The 18,192-nt window shown below is 61.8% G+C and carries 21 protein-coding genes, 1 tRNA gene and 2 pseudogenes; 6 read left to right on the forward strand and 18 right to left on the reverse strand.

Features of this window, described 5'->3' with window-relative positions; genetic code table 11:
• Positions 1-8 precede the first annotated feature (8 nt).
• The 14 genes and pseudogenes from flgJ to LN139_RS12410 form a co-directional block, all read right to left on the reverse strand.
• Positions 9-1,319 carry a flagellar assembly peptidoglycan hydrolase FlgJ gene (flgJ, locus tag LN139_RS12345; protein WP_236353770.1) on the reverse strand — a complete coding sequence of 437 codons (1,311 nt, stop codon included), beginning with the start codon at positions 1,317-1,319 and terminating at the stop codon, positions 9-11.
• Between the two features lie 11 nt (positions 1,320-1,330).
• A complete protein-coding gene (locus tag LN139_RS12350) occupies positions 1,331-2,443 on the reverse strand; it encodes a flagellar basal body P-ring protein FlgI (RefSeq protein WP_236353772.1) in 1,113 nt (370 codons plus the stop codon).
• Positions 2,444-2,455: 12 nt separating this feature from the next.
• A complete protein-coding gene (gene flgH / locus LN139_RS12355; protein WP_236353773.1) occupies positions 2,456-3,151 on the reverse strand; it encodes a flagellar basal body L-ring protein FlgH in 696 nt (231 codons plus the stop codon).
• A gap of 52 nt (positions 3,152-3,203) precedes the next feature.
• Complete coding sequence (gene flgG, locus LN139_RS12360; protein ID WP_236353782.1) at positions 3,204-3,989, reverse strand: flagellar basal-body rod protein FlgG; 786 nt, start codon at positions 3,987-3,989, stop codon at positions 3,204-3,206.
• A gap of 55 nt (positions 3,990-4,044) precedes the next feature.
• Positions 4,045-4,785 carry a flagellar basal body rod protein FlgF gene (locus LN139_RS12365; protein ID WP_236353783.1) on the reverse strand — a complete coding sequence of 247 codons (741 nt, stop codon included), beginning with the start codon at positions 4,783-4,785 and terminating at the stop codon, positions 4,045-4,047.
• A 281-nt stretch (positions 4,786-5,066) separates the two neighbouring features.
• Positions 5,067-5,246 (reverse strand): hypothetical protein, encoded by a 180-nt coding sequence (locus tag LN139_RS12370; protein WP_236353784.1) that lies wholly within the window; start codon positions 5,244-5,246, stop codon positions 5,067-5,069.
• A 60-nt stretch (positions 5,247-5,306) separates the two neighbouring features.
• Positions 5,307-6,623, reverse strand: a complete 1,317-nt coding sequence (gene flgE, locus LN139_RS12375; protein ID WP_236353785.1) for a flagellar hook protein FlgE — start codon at positions 6,621-6,623, stop codon at positions 5,307-5,309.
• Between the two features lie 28 nt (positions 6,624-6,651).
• Complete coding sequence (locus LN139_RS12380) at positions 6,652-7,368, reverse strand: flagellar hook assembly protein FlgD (RefSeq protein WP_236353786.1); 717 nt, start codon at positions 7,366-7,368, stop codon at positions 6,652-6,654.
• Between the two features lie 15 nt (positions 7,369-7,383).
• Positions 7,384-7,830, reverse strand: coding sequence for a flagellar basal body rod protein FlgC (flgC, locus tag LN139_RS12385; RefSeq protein WP_236353787.1), 447 nt, complete (start codon positions 7,828-7,830; stop codon positions 7,384-7,386).
• Between the two features lie 3 nt (positions 7,831-7,833).
• On the reverse strand, positions 7,834-8,244 hold the full coding sequence (gene flgB / locus LN139_RS12390; RefSeq protein ID WP_236353789.1) for a flagellar basal body rod protein FlgB: 411 nt from the start codon (positions 8,242-8,244) through the stop codon (positions 7,834-7,836).
• Positions 8,245-8,508: 264 nt separating this feature from the next.
• Entirely contained in the window at positions 8,509-9,435 is a 927-nt protein-coding gene (locus tag LN139_RS12395; RefSeq protein ID WP_236353791.1) for an AEC family transporter, read from the reverse strand.
• A 57-nt stretch (positions 9,436-9,492) separates the two neighbouring features.
• Positions 9,493-10,319, reverse strand: a pseudogene (cheR, locus tag LN139_RS12400) (protein-glutamate O-methyltransferase CheR).
• Positions 10,320-10,381: 62 nt separating this feature from the next.
• A pseudogene (locus LN139_RS12405) lies at positions 10,382-11,307 on the reverse strand (chemotaxis protein CheV).
• A 114-nt stretch (positions 11,308-11,421) separates the two neighbouring features.
• Positions 11,422-11,586 carry a hypothetical protein gene (locus LN139_RS12410; protein WP_236360605.1) on the reverse strand — a complete coding sequence of 55 codons (165 nt, stop codon included), beginning with the start codon at positions 11,584-11,586 and terminating at the stop codon, positions 11,422-11,424.
• Here LN139_RS12410 and flgA point away from each other — a divergent pair.
• The 4 genes from flgA to LN139_RS12430 all read left to right on the forward strand — a co-directional run bounded on the left by flgA (position 11,512) and on the right by LN139_RS12430 (position 13,946).
• A complete protein-coding gene (gene flgA / locus LN139_RS12415; RefSeq protein WP_236360377.1) occupies positions 11,512-12,153 on the forward strand; it encodes a flagellar basal body P-ring formation chaperone FlgA in 642 nt (213 codons plus the stop codon). The genes LN139_RS12410 and flgA overlap by 75 nt on opposite strands.
• A gap of 149 nt (positions 12,154-12,302) precedes the next feature.
• Positions 12,303-12,614, forward strand: a complete 312-nt coding sequence (gene flgM, locus LN139_RS12420) for a flagellar biosynthesis anti-sigma factor FlgM (RefSeq protein ID WP_236353806.1) — start codon at positions 12,303-12,305, stop codon at positions 12,612-12,614.
• 45 nt (positions 12,615-12,659) lie between these two features.
• Positions 12,660-13,127 (forward strand): flagella synthesis protein FlgN, encoded by a 468-nt coding sequence (locus LN139_RS12425; RefSeq protein WP_236353812.1) that lies wholly within the window; start codon positions 12,660-12,662, stop codon positions 13,125-13,127.
• 75 nt (positions 13,128-13,202) lie between these two features.
• Complete coding sequence (locus LN139_RS12430) at positions 13,203-13,946, forward strand: flagellar brake protein (protein ID WP_236353827.1); 744 nt, start codon at positions 13,203-13,205, stop codon at positions 13,944-13,946.
• A 50-nt stretch (positions 13,947-13,996) separates the two neighbouring features.
• Here the strand turns inward: LN139_RS12430 and LN139_RS12435 are convergent, their stop codons facing one another.
• The 3 genes from LN139_RS12435 to LN139_RS12445 all read right to left on the reverse strand — a co-directional run bounded on the left by LN139_RS12435 (position 13,997) and on the right by LN139_RS12445 (position 16,732).
• Entirely contained in the window at positions 13,997-15,280 is a 1,284-nt protein-coding gene (locus LN139_RS12435) for an MFS transporter (RefSeq protein WP_442964307.1), read from the reverse strand.
• Positions 15,281-15,485: 205 nt separating this feature from the next.
• Positions 15,486-16,481: a sensor domain-containing diguanylate cyclase gene (locus tag LN139_RS12440; RefSeq protein WP_236353829.1), complete on the reverse strand. Its 996-nt coding sequence runs from the start codon at positions 16,479-16,481 to the stop codon at positions 15,486-15,488.
• Between the two features lie 176 nt (positions 16,482-16,657).
• Positions 16,658-16,732, reverse strand: a tRNA-Arg gene (locus LN139_RS12445).
• Between the two features lie 329 nt (positions 16,733-17,061).
• On the opposite strand from LN139_RS12445, the gene LN139_RS12450 reads away from it, so the two are divergent.
• Together LN139_RS12450 and LN139_RS12455 are read left to right on the forward strand one after the other, a co-directional pair.
• Positions 17,062-17,322, forward strand: coding sequence for a hypothetical protein (locus tag LN139_RS12450; protein WP_236353830.1), 261 nt, complete (start codon positions 17,062-17,064; stop codon positions 17,320-17,322).
• Between the two features lie 14 nt (positions 17,323-17,336).
• A complete protein-coding gene (locus LN139_RS12455) occupies positions 17,337-17,522 on the forward strand; it encodes a PA3371 family protein (protein WP_236353832.1) in 186 nt (61 codons plus the stop codon).
• Here LN139_RS12455 and phnN read toward each other — a convergent pair.
• Complete coding sequence (gene phnN / locus LN139_RS12460) at positions 17,510-18,088, reverse strand: phosphonate metabolism protein/1,5-bisphosphokinase (PRPP-forming) PhnN (protein ID WP_268944731.1); 579 nt, start codon at positions 18,086-18,088, stop codon at positions 17,510-17,512. The two genes, LN139_RS12455 and phnN, sit on opposite strands and share 13 nt — an antisense overlap.
• Between the last annotated feature and the right edge of the window lie 104 nt (positions 18,089-18,192).

Genomic DNA, 18,192 nt, shown 5'->3' on the forward strand with positions numbered 1-18,192 from the left:
AACCTTACTTACAAAGCCTTAGTGGTGGCGCTGCTGGCCGCGTAGTTCTCGTAACTCTGAAGCTGCCTGGCGATCGCGGTGATCTTGCTCGCGTAATTCGGGTCGGTGGCATACCCGGCCTTTTGCAGCTCTTTCACGAATTGTTCCGGGTTATCGGCAGCCTTGAGCACACCTTGATAGCGATCGTTGTTCTGCAGCAGGTTCACCAGGTCATGGAAGCTGTCGGCGTAAGAGCCGTAGGCGCGGAACTGCGCGGTTTCCTTGACCACCTGGCCGTTCTCGTACTCGCTGGTGACAGCGCGGGCCGAGTCGCCCTTCCAACTGCCGGTAGCCTTGATGTTGAACAGGTTGAAACTGCTGCTGCCGTCGTCCTGGCGCAGGATCGACTTGCCCCAGCCGGTTTCCAGCGCGGCCTGGGCCACCAGCACGGTGGGGTCTACACCGATGCGCGCGGCGGCATCCTGGGCCATCGGCAGCATGGTGGCGATGAATTCGTCGGGCGATTTGAACGCCGCCTTGTTCGGCGCCAGCGGCACCTGCGAGTAGCTGCGGGTGCCCGCAGCGGCGGCAGTGGCGCTGGCGATGTTCTGGGTCCAGTCGCCATAGCTGCCATCGCCCTGCCCTGCCTTGGCGGCGCTGGCAGCATTGGCTGCATTGGCACCAGCCACCGCCTGGGCGATGGTCGAAGGCGCACTGCCCGGCACCCGGATGGCGTTGGCCTTTTCCGGGTGCAACAGCGTGAATTTGGCGGTGGTGTCGCCATCGCGCACCAGTTTGCTGGCGTCGCCGGACGGCACGATGCCGGCCAGCAGGCGGTCAGCCGTTTTGCTGGGCAGTTGCAGGCGGCGCTCGTTGAGCTTGGCCATGTCGCTGCGTACCGAGGCGTTGCGGCCCTCGGCGGCAGCGTCACGCTGAGCACCGAGCATGTGCTGGCTGTTGTCCAGTGTACGGTTGAACGGGTTGCGGCCGTCGCCCACGCTGTGGCCGGCGGTTTTGGAGAGCTGGCGCATCAGCACGTTCTGCAGGCCGATGCCGTTGCCCTGGTGCGACATGCTCACGGCCAGCTGCTGGTCGTACATGTCCTGGTACTGCTTGACCGTAGAGCTGTTCATCGGGTTGTCTTCGGCGAACACGTTGTTGGCCGAGCGCATGGACTTGAGCATCTCGCCGACGAACACCGACTCGAACTCCTGGGCCACCTTGCGCAGGTTGGCCTCGCTGTCGCGGTCACCGTACTTGAGCGAACTCAGGCGGTTCAGGTCGGTATAGGCACCGCTGTCGGCTGCGCCGGTCGAAGTGCCGCCCTTGGGCATGTCCATGAGCTCGGTCCTCAGATCACGATCAGGTCGGCTTGCAACGCGCCGGCCTGCTTCAAGGCTTCGAGAATCGCCATCAGGTCACTCGGGGCAGCGCCCACCTGGTTGACCGCACGCACGATCTCGTCAAGCGTAGTGCCGGGGCCGAACTTGAACATCGGCTTGGCTTCCTGCTCGGCATTGACCTTCGAGCGCGGCACCACGGCGGTCTGGCCGTTGGACAGCGGGCCTGGCTGGCTGACGATCGGGTCTTCGGTGATGGTCACGGTCAGGCTGCCGTGAGTCACGGCCGCCGGCGATACCTTGACGTTCTGGCCGATCACGATGGTGCCGGTACGCGAGTTGATGATGACCTTGGCCATGGCCTGGCCCGGATCGACTTCCAGGTTTTCCAGGATCGACAGGTAATCGACGCGCTGGTTGGGGTCCAGTGGCGCGGTGACGCGCACCGAGCCGCCGTCCACTGCGGTGGCGACGCCTGGGCCGAGCAGCTCGTTGACCTTGTCGACGATGTGCTTGGCGGTGGTGAAGTCGGGGCGGTTCAGGTTCAGGGTCAGGTAGTTGCCCTGATCGAAACCACTGGGTACCGAACGCTCCACGCTGGCACCGCCAGGGATGCGGCCGGCCGACGGTACGTTGACGGTGATCTTGGAGCCGTCGCGGCCTTCGGCATCGAAGCCGCCGACCACCAGGTTGCCCTGGGCGATGGCGTAGACGTTGCCGTCGATACCCTTGAGCGGGGTCATCAGCAGGCTGCCGCCGCGCAGGCTCTTGGAGTTACCGATCGACGACACGGTGATGTCGATGGTCTGGCCAGGCTTGGCGAAGGGCGGCAGGTCGGCATGGATCGACACCGCTGCAACGTTCTTGAGCTGAGTGGTGCTGGTGCCGGCGGGCACCTTGATGCCGAACTCGGCGAGCATGTTGTTGAAGGTCTGCAGGGTGAACGGGGTCTGGGTGGTCTGGTCACCCGTGCCGTCCAGGCCCACGACCAGGCCGTAGCCGATCAACTGGTTGCTGCGCACGCCTTGTACGCTGGCGATATCCTTGAGCCGTTCAGCCTGGGCAACTCCGCCCAGGCCCAGAAACAGGAAAGCAGCCACCAGCACAGCGTTGAGTTTGGTCATGTTCGTGCGCACTCAGAAAGGGTAGTACGGGCTGCCGAAAAACCGGTCCAGCCAACCAGGCTGGCTCGCTTCCGCGAAGGAGCCGGTGCCCGAATAGGTGATGCGGGCGTCGGCGACACGGGTGGACGACACGGTATTGTCGGTTGCAATGTCATCTGCACGAATCAGGCCAGCTATGCGCACAAGCTCTTCACCGGTGTTGAGCGTCAGCCATTTCTCGCCGCGCACCGAGATGATCCCGTTGGGCAGCACATCGGCCACGGTCACGGTGATCGATCCCGTCAAGGTATTGGCTTGCGCAGACTTGGCGTCGCCGTCGGTGGAGCGGGCGCCGCTGTAGCCGACGCCGAGGTTGGCATTGCCGCCGGTGAGCGGGTTGGTGCCGCTCACCCCACCGCCGAACAGCGAGGTCAGGCCCAGCTTGTTGCTGCTGTCCTTGCTCACCTTGGAATTGGCGCTCTTGGACGCCGACATCTTCTCGTTCAGGGTGATGGTGATGATGTCACCGATGCGGAACGCCTTGCGGTCGGTGTACAGGTTCTGGTCGAAACCGGCCTGGTAGATCGAACCGTTATTGGCAGCCGCAGGCAGCGGTGTGCGCGGCAGCACCGGTGCGTAGTACGGATCGTTGGGCTTGGGCGGCGGCGACATGCAGCCACCCAGTACGGTGGAACCGATCAGCAACACAGCGACAGGCAGACGTTTCATTTGAGCTTCGACCTCACGGGAGTTACTGATCCTTCAGCCGGTTAACGGGCAATTACAGGTTCTGAGTCAGGGCGCCCAGCATCTGGTTGGCGGTGGAGATGACTTTGGAGTTCATCTCGTAAGCGCGCTGGGTGGTGATCATGTTCACCAGCTCCTCGACGGTGCTGACGTTGGAGTTCTCCAGGGTGTTCTGCAGCACGGTGCCGAAGCCGTTCAGGCCCGGGGTGCCGACGTTGGGCGCACCACTGGAGGCGGTTTCCAGGAAGAGGTTGCCGCCGATGGCTTGCAGGCCGGCCGGGTTGACGAAGTCAGCCGTCTGGATGTTGCCGATCACCTGCGAGGCAGCGTTGCCGGCTGTGGTGATCGACACGGTGCCGTCGGTGCCTACGGTGAAGCTCTGCGCCTGAGCCGGGACGATGATCGCAGGCTGCAGCGGCGTGCCGTTGGAGGTCACGATCTGGCCGTCGGAGTTCAGGTGGAAGGTACCGTCGCGGGTGTAGGCGATGGTGCCGTCGGCCTGGGTGATCTGGAAGAAACCGTGGCCGTTGATGGCCATGTCCAGCGGCTGGTCGGTAGTCTGCAGGCTGCCTTCGGTGAAGTTCTTCTGGGTGCCGACGATGCGCACACCGGTACCGACCTGCAGGCCCGAAGGCAGCTGGCTGTCCTGGGTCGACTGGGCACCGGGCTGGCGCTTGATCTGGTAGAGCAGGTCCTGGAACTCGGCACGGTCTTTCTTGAAGCCGGTGGTCGAGACGTTGGCCAGGTTGTTCGAAATGGTGGCCAGGTTGGTGTCCTGGGCCGCCAGGCCGGTTTTACTGACCCAAAGAGCTGGAAGCATGCTGTTCTCCTGTACGCCGCCGGGCGGCCGGTACTGTCAATAAAGGTGTGGGTTATCAGGACATCTGCAGGACGCGTGCCATCGCCTCGTCATCTTCCTTGGCGGTGGTCATCATCTTGATGTGCATCTCGAATTGGCGGGAAAGCGACATCACCTGGGTCATCTCTTCGACCGCATTGACGTTGCTGCCCTGCAGGAAACCCGAAGACACCTGAACGTTCGCATCAAGCGCCGCTGGTTGGCCGCTGGTGGTACGGATCAGCCCGTCGGTGCCTTTGGTCAGTTCGCTGTCCTTGGCGTTGACCAGCTTGAGCCGGTCGACCACCGCCATCACCGATGGGCTCTGGCCCAGCGAGCGAATGCTGATGGTGCCGTCCTGGCCGATCTCGATCTTGTCGTCCGGCGGCACGGCGATAGTGCCGCCATTGCCCAGGACCGGCAGGCCGGTGCTGGTGCGCAACACGCCGAGCGCATCGATGTTCAGGCTGGCGCTTTTGGTGTAGGCCTCCTTGCCATCGGCACCCTGCACCGCGATCCAGCCTTCGCCACCGATGGCGATGTCCAGGTCACGGCCGGTCTCGATCATCGGGCCGCCGCTCATGTCGGTGGCCGGGCGCTCGGTCATGGCGTAGGCGCGCGAAGGCTGGGTATCGCCGAACACCGGCATGGAGCGTGCCTGTTCGAGGTCCTTCTGAAAACCGTTGGTGGAAACGTTGGCGAGGTTGTTGGCATGCACCTTCTGCGCGAGCGCGTTCTGGCTGGCACCGGTCATGGCAACGTAAAGCATCTTGTCCATCGAGCATCTCCCTCGGCGCGCTTGCCACCGAAAACTGTGAGTTGCCATGGCTATAGCAAAGGGCGGGCCAACTTTGAGGATATTTCTGTAAGCCGCGTGATACGGGGCTTGAAGCGAAGCGGAGGTTTTTTTGACGGGATGGAGGCGCCGAAAAAACGTCGAGCTTTTGCCGCTTGGCGGCAAAGCTGCAAGCTGCAAGCTGCAAGCTGCAAGCTGCAAGCTGCAAGCAAGGGAGTCTGGCGCTTCGGGGTTTGTCACTGGCTGCCAGGGGCAGCCGGTGCTCAGGGGCGGCAACCCGCGTTCTGGTAGGGGCCAGCGAAACGCTGGAATTGCGGGCCGGGGTCGATCTGCACGCAGACGACCTGGCCGCCTTCCATCGCGCGGTATTTGTACCAGGGGGCGGGGCCGGCATTGGCACTGCCGGCGAGCAGTGCCAGCAAGGTGAATGAGCGTAGAACCATCTTCGAGACTCCAGTGGACAAGAGCCGGAAAACCGGCGGCATCCTTGCCGCCCTCACCCATCAGGTCATCTGGATGATGGTCTGCATGATGGTGCTTTGCGTAGAGATGGTCTTGGCGTTGGCCTGGTAGTTGCTCTGCGCCTTGATCAGGTTCACCAGCTCTGCGGTCAGGTCGACGTTGGACTCTTCCAGCGCACCTGCGTTGAGGGTGCCCATGGTACCGCTCTGCGGGGCGCCGACCACGGGCACGCCCGAGGACGCCGATTCGCGCCAGCCGGTGTTGCCGTTAGGCGTCAGGCCTTGCACGTTGGCGAAGTTGGCCAACACCACCTGGCCGATGGTCTTGGACTTGCCGTTGCTGTAAGTGCCGAACATGTTGCCTTCGCCGTCGATGCTCAGGGTCGTCAGGCTGCCGGTGGCATAGCCGTTCTGATCCTTGGCGGTGACCGCGGAGCTGGTGTTGTACGAGGTGGTTGCGGTCATGTTCATGACCAGCCCGCCGTCAGCCGGCGCGGAGCCGTTGGCAGCCATCACGCCTGCGGCGTTCTTGGCGGCCGGCACCCAGTCGGTCAGGGTGAACTTGCCGTTGGCGGCCTGGGTGAAGCCTGCGCCTACGGTCGGCGTGCCGACACTGGTGGTGCCGAGCACGCCAGCGGAAGAGAAATTCAGCGTCGCGGTGTAAGGCACGGTGCTGGTCGGGTCATGCGGGTTCACACCGTCGACAGTGGCGTACATGGTCCACTGGTTGGTGTTGTCCTTGACGAAGTACTGGCTCAGGCTGTGCGAGTTGCCCTGGCTGTCGTAGATGTCGGTGCTGAAGCTGTAGTTGTAGGTGTTGGTGTCCTTGGCATCGAACGGCGTAACGCTGGGCGCTACGGCGCTGGAGTTCAGGTTCATGGTCTCGGACAGGCTGTCGCTGGGCTTGGGCGCCAGCGCCGAGGTGTCGACCTTCAGCGGAATCAGCACGCCCTGGACGACCTTGCCGTCGGTGTCCACGCCATAGCCCATCAGCTGGTTGTTGTTGGCGTCGACGATGTTGCCCGACTTGTCGGTACCGAACGCACCGGCCCGGGTGTACACACGGGCGCCGTTGTCGCTGGTCATGAAGAAGCCGTTGCCATTGATGGCCATGTCCAGGCTGGCACCGGTGTTGGTGATGGTGCCCTGGTTGAACTGCTGGGAAATCTGCTCGGTGGTAACGCCGGAGCCCACACCGTTCTTGGCACTGCCCAGGAACAGCGAGTTGGCGTACACATCACCGAATTCGGCGCGCGACGATTTGAAACCGGTGGTCGCCGAGTTGGCGATGTTGTTGCCGGTGACGTTGAGCGCGGTGTTGGCTGCGTTGAGGCCGCTGAGGCCGACATTGAAAGACATTGCTTAATCTCCTGGCCGATGTAACGGCTTACAATCCAACGGTTTTGACTTGCGACAGCGCGATGCTCGAGCCATCGGCCAGTTTCAGGGTCATATCCCCAGCGGTGCTGCCCACGGTCACACTGACGACCGTCGAAGGCAGGTAGGTATCCATCGCAACGCCCTTGCCATCCTGCGTGGCACTGGCGCTGAACTTGTAGGTGCCCGGCGCCAGCTTGTTGCCTTCGTTGTCGGTGCCGTCCCAGTTGAAGCCGATGCTGCCTGCGCTCTGCTGGCCCAGGTCGATGTTCTTCACCACATTGCCGCTGGCGTCATAGATGTTGACGGTGAGGTCAGTGGTGCCACCGGTCAGGGCTACCTGCCCGCTCATGCCGTTGGCGGTGTTGACCACGGTGGAGCTGGCCTTGCTGATGACCGAATGGCCAACCAGCGACGAGGCTTGCAGCGCCTGCGAAGAGGTGTAGTTGCTGGCAAGGCCCGAAACCGTCTGGTTCAGGTTGCTCAGGCTTTCGACGCTGCTGAACTGCGCCAGCTGCGCCACGAACTCGGAGTTGTTTTGCGGGTCGAGCGGGTTCTGGTTCTTCATCTGCGTGACGAGCAGCTTGAGGAACGCATCCTTGCCCAGCGCGTTCTTGCTGGTGCTGGCGTCGGTCGAGCTCGCTGTACTGGAGGTACTGGCCTTGCTCGACGACAGCGCGTAGTCCGAAAGGATCGACGAGCTGGTGCTATCGGTGGTGGTGGTCATGGTCGGTCCCCTGGCTTACTGGCCCAGCGTCAGCACTTTCTGCATCATGGTTTTGGCGGTGTTCATGATGTCGGCGTTGGTCTGGAACGACCGGCTCGCGGAGATCATGTCGGCCATTTCCTCGACGACGTTCACGTTGGGGTAGTACACGTACCCGTCCTTGTTCGCCGCCGGATTGTTGGGCTCGAAACGGGCGTCGAGATTGCTCTGGTCTTCGACGATGCCCGAGACCTGCACACCCTGCGAACCTGCACCGGAATCATCGAACAGCGAGCCGCTGCCGGCGCCGCCCTGCTGGCCAGCCAGCACCGTGGCGAACACCGGGTGGCGCGCACGGTAGGTCTGGTCCAGGCTCGACGACACGGTTTCGGCGTTGGCGATGTTGCTGGCCACGGTGTTCAGGCGGGTGGTCTGCGCGCTCATGCCGGTGCCGGCGATATTGAAAACACTGGAAAGAGACATCGATTACTCCCCACGAAGGGCGGAGACCAGCCCTTTGAATTTGCTGTTGAGCAGCGTAAAGCTGGCCTGGAAGTCCACTGCGTTCTGCGCGTAGGTCGAAGACTCCATCTGCGCATCGACGGTGTTCTGATCCAGCGACGGAGCGCTGGGCACACGGTATTTCAGCGTCGAATCGGCGCCGCTGTCGAAGCCTTCGGCAGCGATGTGCTGGGCATTGGTGCGCTCCAGGGCGAACTGGCTACCGCCGCTCTTCTGCGCCTGTGCCGCCAGCACGGAGGAGAAGTCCATGTCCCGTGCCTTGTAGTTGGGGGTGTCGGCATTGGCGATGTTGTTGGCCAGCACTTCGGCACGCTTGGCCCGGAAGTTCAGCGCCTGCTCGTGAATCCCCAGCGCCTGGTCGAAACTGATGCCCATGGTCGCAAACCTCTAACGAAAAATCGGTGATGACGAAGAACGTATAGCAACCGCTGTGCCAACTTCTGCAAAGCCTTGTTCCTCAAGGCTTTCAGGCTTTTCCTGGAATGAAGCTGCCAGAAAAGCGGCAACCCGGTTCCGGTAAACGGCGGCAAAAGCGGCAAACCGGCGGCATGCCGATTGCCGCTTTTATGGCGGCGGCAAATCGTCGTATGGAGTGTGCTTTAGCAAAGGCCGGGCCAGTTTCCTGGCCCTTGAGGGAGGTCAGATCAGCGGCAAGAGCGAGGCAACTGCCAACGGCAGGGCCAAGGCCGCCAGCAAGGTCTGGCAGGCGATGATGCCGGCCATCAGCGGCGCGTCGCCGCCCAGCTGGCGGGCCATGATGTAAGAGGAAGACGCCGTGGGCAGCGCCTGGAATACCAGCACTGCAACCGCAGCCGCGCCGTCCAGGCCGCACACATGGCACGCCAGCAACGCCGCCAGCGGCATCAGCAGGAATTTGGCGAACGATGAGAATGCCAGGGGCCGCAGCCATTGCCGCGCAGCACCCAACTCCAGTGCAGCCCCCACGCAGAGCAGGCCCAATGGCAGCGAAGCCTGCCCAAGCGCACGCAAGGCAGGCTCCACCATCGCCGGCAAACCGATGCCCAACCCATGCAGCGACATCCCGGCAAAACACGCCAGCACCAATGGATTGAGCGCAACCTGCCGGGCCACCTTGCCCGGCGGCATTGTGCCGCTGCTGCCATAACGGGCGAACACCAGCACGCAGAGGATGTTCACCGTCGGCACGATCGCGGCATTGGCCACTGCTGCCAGTGCTACGCCTTGGGCGCCGAACAGGCCGACCATGGCCGAGACACCGACGTAATTGTTGAACCGCACTCCACCTTGAAACACCGAGGTGAAGGCCGGATCTTCACCGCCGACCCAGGCTCTGGCACTGAACAGCAGCGCCGCGACCAGCACGGTCGAACCCACCAACGCCAGGATCATGCCCTGCACCGGTACGCCTTCGAGCCGGGCAGTGGCCATGCCGTGCAGGAACAGCGAAGGCAGCAGCACGTAGTAGCCCAGGCGCTCCGCCTGAGGCCAGAAACCGTCCGCCAGAAAACCGCTGCGCTTGAGCCAGGCGCCCAAGGCGATCAGCAGCGCGATGGGCACCAGCGCAATCAACAAGGCAAGGGTCATGGGTTTCCTGCAGAACCAGGCGTGGCGCGGCCGATGGCCGGCGCGCCACGGCCGTGATCATTTGGCCTGGTAGATGATGCCTGGGCTGCACTGAACCATCTGGTAGTGATCAGGCAGGCCGTTGAGGGCTTCGGAGGCGCCAAGGAACAGGTAGCCGCCTGGCTTGAGGACGCCATGGATGCGTTTGAGGATGTCTTTCTTCACTTCAGCGGAGAAGTAGATCAGCACGTTGCGGCAGAACACCACGTCGAACTTGCCGAGCACCGAGTAGCTGTCGAGCAGGTTGATCGGACGGAACTCGACGCGCGATCGAATCGGCATCTTCACCGCCCAACGGCCGCCAGGCTTGCTGTCGAAAAACCGCTGCAACCGCTCGGGCGAGAGGCCTCGGCCGATGGCCAGGCTGTCGTACTCGCCACTTTTACAGTTGGCCAGCATCGACGGTGACAGGTCGGTGGCAACGATCTGCGCACCCATTTTCATGGCGCCCGGGTTGCTGCGCTCGAACTCATCGAACGTCATCGACAGGGAGTAAGGCTCCTGCCCCGAGGAGCAGGCCGCCGACCACACCCGCAGGCGCTGGCCGGGGGAGGCCTTGAGCATCTCCGGGATCACCTTGTTCTTCATTACCTCGAAGGGGTAGGTATCGCGAAACCACAGGGTTTCGTTGGTGGTCATGGCATCGACCACCTGCTCGCGCAAGCCGCCGCGCGGCTGGCTCTGGATGCGCTGCACCAGCTCACCGAGGGTCTTGATGCCCTGCTGCTCCATCAACTTGTTGAGCCGGCTGGAGACCAGATACTGCTTGTTCTCCCCAGCAGGATGCCACAGGCTTTTTCCAGGAAATTCCTGAACTGTTCGAAATCGAGATTGGCCGTTGACAAGCTGCCGCCCCTACTCAAGAAAAGATCACCAGGGGCCGAGCCCCTGGCCTGTTGAACTGCATTCAGCTGCGCGCGTTTATACGCTCGACCACACGCGAAGCAAGGTCATCCGGGCGGAACTTGGCCAGGAAGTCGTCGGCGCCGACCTTCTTGACCATCGCCTGGTTGAAGACCCCCGACAGCGATGTGTGCAGAATGATATGCAACTTCTGCATGCGCGGGTCGTTGCGGATCTCCGCCGTCAAGGTATAGCCGTCCATTTCCGGCATTTCGATGTCGGAGATCAACATCAGAAACTCCTGGGCCGGGTCCTTGCCCTCGGCCACCATGTTCTTAAGATAGTCCAGCGCCTGGCGGCCGTCATTGAGCGCGGTAACTTCCACACCGATCGTTTCCAGGCAACGGGTAACTTGCTTGCGTGCAACCGACGAATCGTCGACGGTCAGCACGCGCAAGGCGGTGGCTTTTTGCTGTACCTCTTCGGTGATCACTCCACTGGACACGCTTTCGGACATCGGCGCCACTTCCGAGAGGATCTTCTCGACGTCGATGATCTCCACCAACTGGTTGTCTACCCGCGTCACCGCCGTCAGGTAGTGATCACGGCCAGTGCCCTTGGGTGGCGGATGGATCGCCTCCCAGTTCATGTTCACGATGCGCTCGACCGAGTGCACCAGAAAACCCTGAATCTTGGTGTTGTACTCGGTGATGATCACGAAGGCATCGCCCATTTCTCGAGGCTGCGGCCACCGGTGGCCAGCGCCAGGTCGAGAATGGGGATGGTTGCGCCACGAATGTTCGCCACGCCGCGCACCACAGGGTTGGCCTTGGGCAGCAGGGTCAGCTTGGGGCACTGCAGCACCTCGCGGACCTTGAACACGTTGATCCCATACAGTTGCTGGCCGTTCAGACGGAACAACAGCAGCTCAAGGCGGTTCTGCCCTACCAATTGTGTGCGCTGGTTCACTGAATCCATTACACCAGCCATGTTTGAAGCCTCCGCATTGAACTGTGGGGCGCGCTGTGATGCCGCGCCCGGCCTGTTGGAGCAAGTTGGCATGGGCCTTGCTCGAGCCCGGTCATGAACACGAAAACGCCATTTTCACGACGACTGATTCAAGGCCTGTTCGGCCTGGCCACCCTGATAGGGCTCATCGGCACTGGACGCTGCCTCGCCGATGACGATGTCACCTTGCCCGAACAGCTTATCGGTGTCACGCAGGGGTTTCTTGAGTTCACAGTGGAAGATTATTTGGCGAAAGCTCAAATCGAGGGCCGGCCGGAGATCGAAGTCAACAATCTGGACCCGCGCCTGAACATGCCAGGCTGCGATCGGCAACTGGCGGCATCGCTGCAAAGCCCGGCAACACCCATCGGCCGAGTGGTCGTGAAGATTCGCTGTGAAGGTACGACGCCCTGGACCGTGTACGTACCGGCACAAGTGCATCTGCTGCGCCAGGTGGTCACCTTGACCCGGCCGATGAAGCGGGACGATGTGCTCGGCGCGGGCGATGTTGTGATGCGCGAGCGGGACGTGGGGCCGCTCACCCAGGGCTACCTCACTGCGCTGGAGCAGGTGGTGGGCCTCAAGCTGGTACGCCCCGGCGCGATGGATCAGGTGCTCACCCCCATGCAGGTCGAGCGCCCGGAGGTGGTAAGAAAAGGCGACCAGGTGGTGATCATCGCCTCCAGCGGTGCGATCGCCGTGCGCATGCCGGGAGAAGCACTGGCAGATGGCGGTGCCGGTGAACAGATCCGCGTACGCAACCTGCGCTCCAATCGCGTGGTCAAAGCTCGGGTAACGGGGCCCGGGCAGGTAGAAGTCTCGATGTAAGCCTGGTAGATGCTGGCATCCAGAGTGGGTTTTTCCTACACTCAGGCCCTGTTCGAAGGTACTGCAGCGGTGCGCGAATTTTTTTCTAAAGTTATTCGCCACTGCGCCGAAAACAAGGCAAGCGTCCAGAATCCCCGAGGTTTTACATCATGGTTATCGACTTCAACCGCGTGAACGGTGGCACTGCACCGGTTACCGGCACCACTCGCACCAGCGGCGTTCGCAGCAGCGAAGCGGCCAGCGCCACCAGCGCCGTCGAGAAGACCACCGCTGCGGCAGACACCGTCAAGCTGTCTGACAACGCCCAGTTCATGCAGAAGGTCACCGGCGACCTGCAGAATCAGCCGGTGGTCAACAGCGCCAAGGTCGCTGAACTCAAAGAGAAGATCGCCAACGGCAGCTACAACGTCGACCCGTTGAAAACTGCCGGCAACATGCTGAAATTCGAAGCCGATCGCTGAGTTCGGTCGGCTTCGCATGCCTACACCACTTGAGCACGAGCCGCCATGCAAGACACAACGTTGCTGCAACTGATCGAAAGTGACCTCGAGCCTGCCGGGCAACTGCTCGAGCTGCTCCAGGCCGAAGCCGTGGCCCTGTGTGGCCGTGACATGGTGCTGCTGGAGAATATCCTGGCACGCAAGCAGTCCTTGATCATCCAGTTGCAGCAACATGGCCTTCAGCGCAGCCAGGCGCTGAGCATGCTCGGCATGAGCCCGGACCACGAAGGGCTCGAGAACCTGGCGAAGATCTCCGGCATCGGCGATGAACTGCTGAGCAAGAGCGAGTTGCTCAACGGCTTGCTCAACCAGTGCAAGGCGGTCAATGAAGAAAACGGCCGCGCCATCACCCAGCAACAGCACGCCACAGCCAACCAGTTGCGCATCCTCAACGGTGGCGAGCCGCCTACGCTGTACACGGCCAATGGTTCGAAGTCCAAATTGGGCACTTATCACGCGTTCAGCCAGGCGTGATGCACGGGTTCCACCGCAGCTTTAAAGGTGGCACAATGCCATGGCCGTTACCTTCCGCCTGGAGAGTTACCCATCGTGTTCAATAGCTCGGCCGACGATGCCCCGCAGCCACCCAAGGTGCTGACCACTGCGCTGGAAATCCTGGCGAACCTGCGCTCGTTGCAAGACAGCCACGATCCACTGATCGTTACCTTTCCCGAGCGGCAGCAGCGCTTCCAGAGCTATGTGATCGACGTCGACAAGGACGCAGGCACATTGATGCTCGACGAGCTGATCCCGCGCGATGGCGAGCGTTTCATGCTCGCGGGGGAGCCCTTCAAGGTCGAAGGCTTCCATGACGGCGTGCGTATCGCCTGGGACGCCAATGGGCCGTCGGCGCTGGTCGACAACGAACATGGCCGAGGTTACCGGGGCAGCGTGCCCGCCGAGCTTATCTATCACCAACGTCGCAATGCTTTCCGTGCGGCGCTGAAGCTGTCTTCACTGGTCGATGTGGAAATTGCCGGCGATAAACTTCCTGAAAAGCTGCGCGGCAAATTGTTGGATATTTCAGCCACTGGCTGCAAGTTGCGCTTCGAAGGTGATGTAGGCCGCCGTCTGCAGTTGGGCCAGGTTTACGAGCGCTATGCCGCCGCCCTGCCCTTCGGCCCGATCACCACGCCGGTGGAGCTGCGCTACCTGCACTTCGAGGAGCGCCTGGACACGACCTTCGCCGGCGTGCGCTTTCATAACATGTCAGGGCTGGTAAGCCGCAACGTGGAGCGGTTCGTGTACCAACTGCAACGTGAAGCGCGGCGCTTCGACAAAGACGACTTCTGAGGGTCGCCACATGAAAAAGCCCGGTTCATCGCCGGGCTTTTTCATTTCCGTCACTGCGCAGGCGGCGGCTCGGTTTCCTGCATCTGCTCTTGCACCACATGTTCATCCACGCGTGGGTCCAGCGCGGCGACCAAAGGCGAAGCCGTCATGTTGTCCGGGGTCGGTACGTGATGCAGCGGGGCATCCTCTACCTGGTGAAGCCCGGTGACGGCCTTGGGCCGGATCAGCACCACCAGCAGCAGCGCGCAGAGGCTGACGAAGGCGTAAAGCATCTGGTGGCCGAACAGCTTCATCAGCACGCCTGCCACCAGCGGCCCGATACTGGCGCCCAGGCCGTAGGTCACCAGCAACATTGCCGTGAGCGAAACACGCCGCTCGGCCTCGACGTGGTCATTGGCAAACGCTACCGCCAGCGGGTACAGGCTGAACTGCAGCAAAGACGCAGCAAAGCCTGTGATGAACAGTGCCTCGAGCGGTAACTGCGCAAAGACGGCAAGTGGAATAGCGGCCAGGCACAGCAGCCCCGCAATGATTCGAATCAAGCGCGAACGGTCATAACGGTCCGACAACCACCCCAACGGCCACTGCACGACCAGCCCTGCGAACACGCAAAAGCCCATGAACAAACCGACTCGCTCGGTCGCCAACCCCTGCCCGGCTGCGTAGAGAGGCGCCAGGCCGTAGAAGGAGCCAATCAGCAAGCCGGCCCCCATGACCGTGGTCAGCGATTGCGGCACGCGCCGAAGGAAGAACTCGGGTTCCATCGGAACCGGATGCAACGCTGCAGGGTGAATACGCTTGGTGACCGCCACCGGCACCAAGCAGAGCGCAAAGCACAACGCCACGATCATCAGCAGGTCAGGGCCCAACTGAGGGTGGGCCACCAGCAACAGTTGGCCCAGCACCAGGCCCAGGTAGGAGGCAACCATGTACCCGCTGAACACCAGCCCGCGCTGGCGCGCCTCCGCCTGCTCGTTGAGCCAGCTTTCGATGACCATGTATTGCGACATCATGCCCATGCCCACCAGCAGGCGCAGGCCCAACCACACCGGCAGGTAGCCGATGATGCCATGGCCAAGCACGGCGGCAGTCACTACCCCTGCACACGCGGTATAGGCACGGATATGTCCGACCCGGGCGATCAGCCGGTGGCCGAGCTTGCCGCCCAGCACGAGGCCGAAGTAATACGCTGCCGTGAGCGCACCCACCCACAGCTCGTCGACGTTGTCGGCGGCCAGGCGCAGGCTGAGATAAGTGGTCAACAGGCCGGAGCCGATCAACATCATCAGCGCCGCGAAATACAACGCACGAAAGTTTTTCCAGACTTGACGCATCGGGCTGCCCAGCGGGCTCCTTGGTTCAGATGAAGATACAGACACGCTCAGCCATGAGCAGGCGTGCCGACACCGCGCATGGCCTTCGATGGGCACCGCGATCAACAGTTCAACGCAAGCTCAGACGCTTATACCGCGCGCCCAGCCACACCCATCGCAAAGCAATTGCGCGGCGATCGGACGCTGGCATCGACCCTTTGAAAATTCAAGCCTGATAACTGGAAATGGCGTTCTTGCCGGCGCTCTTGGAACAGTAGAGTGCGCGATCGGCGCGCTGCAGGAAGTGCTCCTGCGGCTCGCCCGCTGCCATCTGTGCAACGCCGAAGCTCATGGCCACAGTAAAGCCGCCCACCGGCGGCAGGGCGAGGAGTTGGTCACGAATGCGAGCGGCCAAGGCCAAGGCGTCCTGCTCATGCGCGCCGGGCATCACCAGCATGAACTCATCGCCGCCCCAACGCGCCAGCGTATCGACATCGCGTATGCAATGGCGAACCGCTTGCGTCACGGTCACCAGGGCAAGGTCTCCGCACGAGTGGCCATGCATGTCGTTGATGCGCTTGAGGTCGTCCATGTCCATCGCGATGAGCGACAACGGCTCGCGAAAGCGCAAGGCTCGCTCGCATTCGTGGCGCAATACGTATTCGAGGCGATGCCGATTGGCGGCACCGGTCAGATTGTCGGTCTCTGCCAGCCGGCGGTTTTCTTCGAGCTGGCGGCGCAGCGCAGCGTTGACCTCAGTGAGCTCGCGGGTGCGCTCGGCCACTCGCTGTTCCAACGCTTCGATATGGGGGTTGCGAGCGTGGAGCACACGGTGCGCTCCCACCATCCGCGCCACTGAGCCATCCGGGTTGCGAGCGATGACCTTGGCGCGGTCCTCGATCCACAGATGGGTGCCGTCCTGGCACAGGCAACGATACTCGACGCGGTAATGGCTTGAGCGCTCATGAATGTAATCGTCGAAGTGGCGCATCACCATGGCCAGGTCATCGGGGTGAATGACGCTTTCCCAGGTGCCGACGGTATTGCGCAGGCTGTGCGCACCGTAACCCAGCATGTTGTACCAACCTGGGCTGCGATAGACGTATCCGGTGTTGGCGTTCCAGTCCCAGAGCCCATCGCTGATGATATCGAGAATGCTGTGCAGTACATTCTCGTTCACGTCCGCCAGCCTGACGTGAGCCGCTGTCGGTATTTCGGCCATGCCCCGTTCCTTGATCGCCCCGCCTAGCCAAGGCCTTGATGTGCCAGTCTAATCGACTGCTCAAATGCCTTGCTGAAAAAATATTTTCGGCAAAAGCCGGCAGTTGGGGAACAGAGTTTTCGAGCGGTGGGGCTGGTGCAGGAAGGCAAGCCAGGCTTTTGGGAAGGGGCTGAAAATGGCGTCCCCGGCAGGAATCGAACCTGCACCAAGGCCTTAGGAGGGCCCCGTTCTATCCATTAAACTACGAGGACGCTGGCGCAAACGCATGCCCGCCACTGAAGACAGGCCGGCGAAAGCGCGGCAATTCTGGCAGCTTTACCCTTCCCCTTCAAGCACTTGGCAGGCGAGCAGGATTTCTCAGGCATGAGGTTATCACTTACAAGCCAACTGCCACCTTTGGATCATGCATTTTGCATTGGCCAATCAGGTGCATCATGCAGTTTGCACGTCACAAGGGGTGCATAATCGGATTAAGTTATTGATTTTAAAGATAAAAATAAGATCATGCGAATGGCACGACTTCTGCTCTTTATCAGTCATCGAGGCAAATGCCTTCATCTGACCAAGACGGACCCAGCCCATGAACGCAGCTCTCTACGCGCTAAACGCAGCGGCGCTCGCCACACTGGCAATCATGCACTTCCATACTGACCGCGCTGACTCGGCACTCGTTCAAGTGGATACCCAGCATTGGGTCAATCGCCCCGTGGCGCAACGCGCTGTCATCGATACACAACACATTCGCGCCAGCATGGTTCGAGAGCCTTCGGCTCAAGCCCAGGGTGAACTGGATGCAATGGAGATGATGCAGCCAGCCCCCGTGGAACGTTACGTATTCTGACCCAGGAGCCTGCCATGTCTCGTTCAGCCGCTGTTTTTCTGATTGCTACCTGCCTCAGCATTCTGGGCGCGTTGATTGCCAATGCCGAAGGAGCAGGCGATGGTAAGGTCCTGATATTTGCCGCAGCCTGTTTCGCCGGGCTCAGCCTGCTGGCGCTGATCCGCGGGAAACGGGTGCGTTTCGATCCTCAGCTTCGCTGAACGGCGCTGCTTATCAAGGTCAGTAGTGCCTCTACCGTGTTGGCCAGCTCGCCCGAGTTATCCAGGCGATGAATGAGGACACCCTCCCCCTGCCATTGGCTGCTTTGCTCAAGTAATGCCCCGTTACGATCCAGCCGCGCCTCAATTGAAGCCAACGGCTCACGCCCCCTTTTCAGCAGCCGCGCCCTCAGTACCTCAGGGCGAACCTCCAGCATTATCGCCAACAAGCCAGGATAGCGGGCCAATGCCTGGGGCAAGTGCGCCCGTGACCCATTGACCAGAACCCCCTCGCCATCTGCCATACAGGCATCGATCGTAGCAGGGATGCCATACCAGAGGCCGTTGGCGGACCAGCACAGCGCAAATGCGCCCTCTTGCCGCATCTGGGCGAATGCCTCAGGCGTCGCGCCCAGCGCGCGTTCCCCCAGACTCTCCGGGGAGCGCGTGATGACTCGCTGGACGACCTCCACCCCCAGCGCCGCAAGCCTTTCCCTCGCGGCGTCGATCACACTGTCCTTGCCAGCGCCCGATGGTCCCATCAGATACACCAGTAATCCCGAATGCACAGCCTGTGGCCCTCTGCCATTGAACTTGAGTGGGTTTTGATTGCCTCTAGCTCAGACCCCGAAGATAGCGGCGTCTTGCTATGATAGTGGCTTATAGCCAGAAC

The organism is Pseudomonas sp. KNUC1026, from assembly GCF_021650705.1.
In the GTDB taxonomy this organism is placed as follows: Bacteria; Pseudomonadota; Gammaproteobacteria; order Pseudomonadales; family Pseudomonadaceae; genus Aquipseudomonas.

Coding starts and splice junctions, on each gene's coding strand:
- flgB (WP_236353789.1), bottom strand. CDS start 8,244: ATGGGCATCAGTTTCGACCAGGCGCTGGGGATTCACGAGCAGGCGCTG.
- flgJ (WP_236353770.1), bottom strand. CDS start 1,319: ATGGACATGCCCAAGGGCGGCACTTCGACCGGCGCAGCCGACAGCGGT.
- LN139_RS12455 (WP_236353832.1), top strand. CDS start 17,337: ATGTCTCGTTCAGCCGCTGTTTTTCTGATTGCTACCTGCCTCAGCATT.
- LN139_RS12450 (WP_236353830.1), top strand. CDS start 17,062: ATGAACGCAGCTCTCTACGCGCTAAACGCAGCGGCGCTCGCCACACTG.
- flgH (WP_236353773.1), bottom strand. CDS start 3,151: ATGAAACGTCTGCCTGTCGCTGTGTTGCTGATCGGTTCCACCGTACTG.
- LN139_RS12425 (WP_236353812.1), top strand. CDS start 12,660: ATGCAAGACACAACGTTGCTGCAACTGATCGAAAGTGACCTCGAGCCT.
- LN139_RS12350 (WP_236353772.1), bottom strand. CDS start 2,443: ATGACCAAACTCAACGCTGTGCTGGTGGCTGCTTTCCTGTTTCTGGGC.
- flgC (WP_236353787.1), bottom strand. CDS start 7,830: ATGTCTCTTTCCAGTGTTTTCAATATCGCCGGCACCGGCATGAGCGCG.
- flgG (WP_236353782.1), bottom strand. CDS start 3,989: ATGCTTCCAGCTCTTTGGGTCAGTAAAACCGGCCTGGCGGCCCAGGAC.
- LN139_RS12365 (WP_236353783.1), bottom strand. CDS start 4,785: ATGGACAAGATGCTTTACGTTGCCATGACCGGTGCCAGCCAGAACGCG.
- LN139_RS12380 (WP_236353786.1), bottom strand. CDS start 7,368: ATGACCACCACCACCGATAGCACCAGCTCGTCGATCCTTTCGGACTAC.
- LN139_RS12395 (WP_236353791.1), bottom strand. CDS start 9,435: ATGACCCTTGCCTTGTTGATTGCGCTGGTGCCCATCGCGCTGCTGATC.
- flgM (WP_236353806.1), top strand. CDS start 12,303: ATGGTTATCGACTTCAACCGCGTGAACGGTGGCACTGCACCGGTTACC.
- flgE (WP_236353785.1), bottom strand. CDS start 6,623: ATGTCTTTCAATGTCGGCCTCAGCGGCCTCAACGCAGCCAACACCGCG.
- LN139_RS12370 (WP_236353784.1), bottom strand. CDS start 5,246: ATGGTTCTACGCTCATTCACCTTGCTGGCACTGCTCGCCGGCAGTGCC.
- LN139_RS12435 (WP_442964307.1), bottom strand. CDS start 15,280: ATGCGTCAAGTCTGGAAAAACTTTCGTGCGTTGTATTTCGCGGCGCTG.
- LN139_RS12440 (WP_236353829.1), bottom strand. CDS start 16,481: ATGGCCGAAATACCGACAGCGGCTCACGTCAGGCTGGCGGACGTGAAC.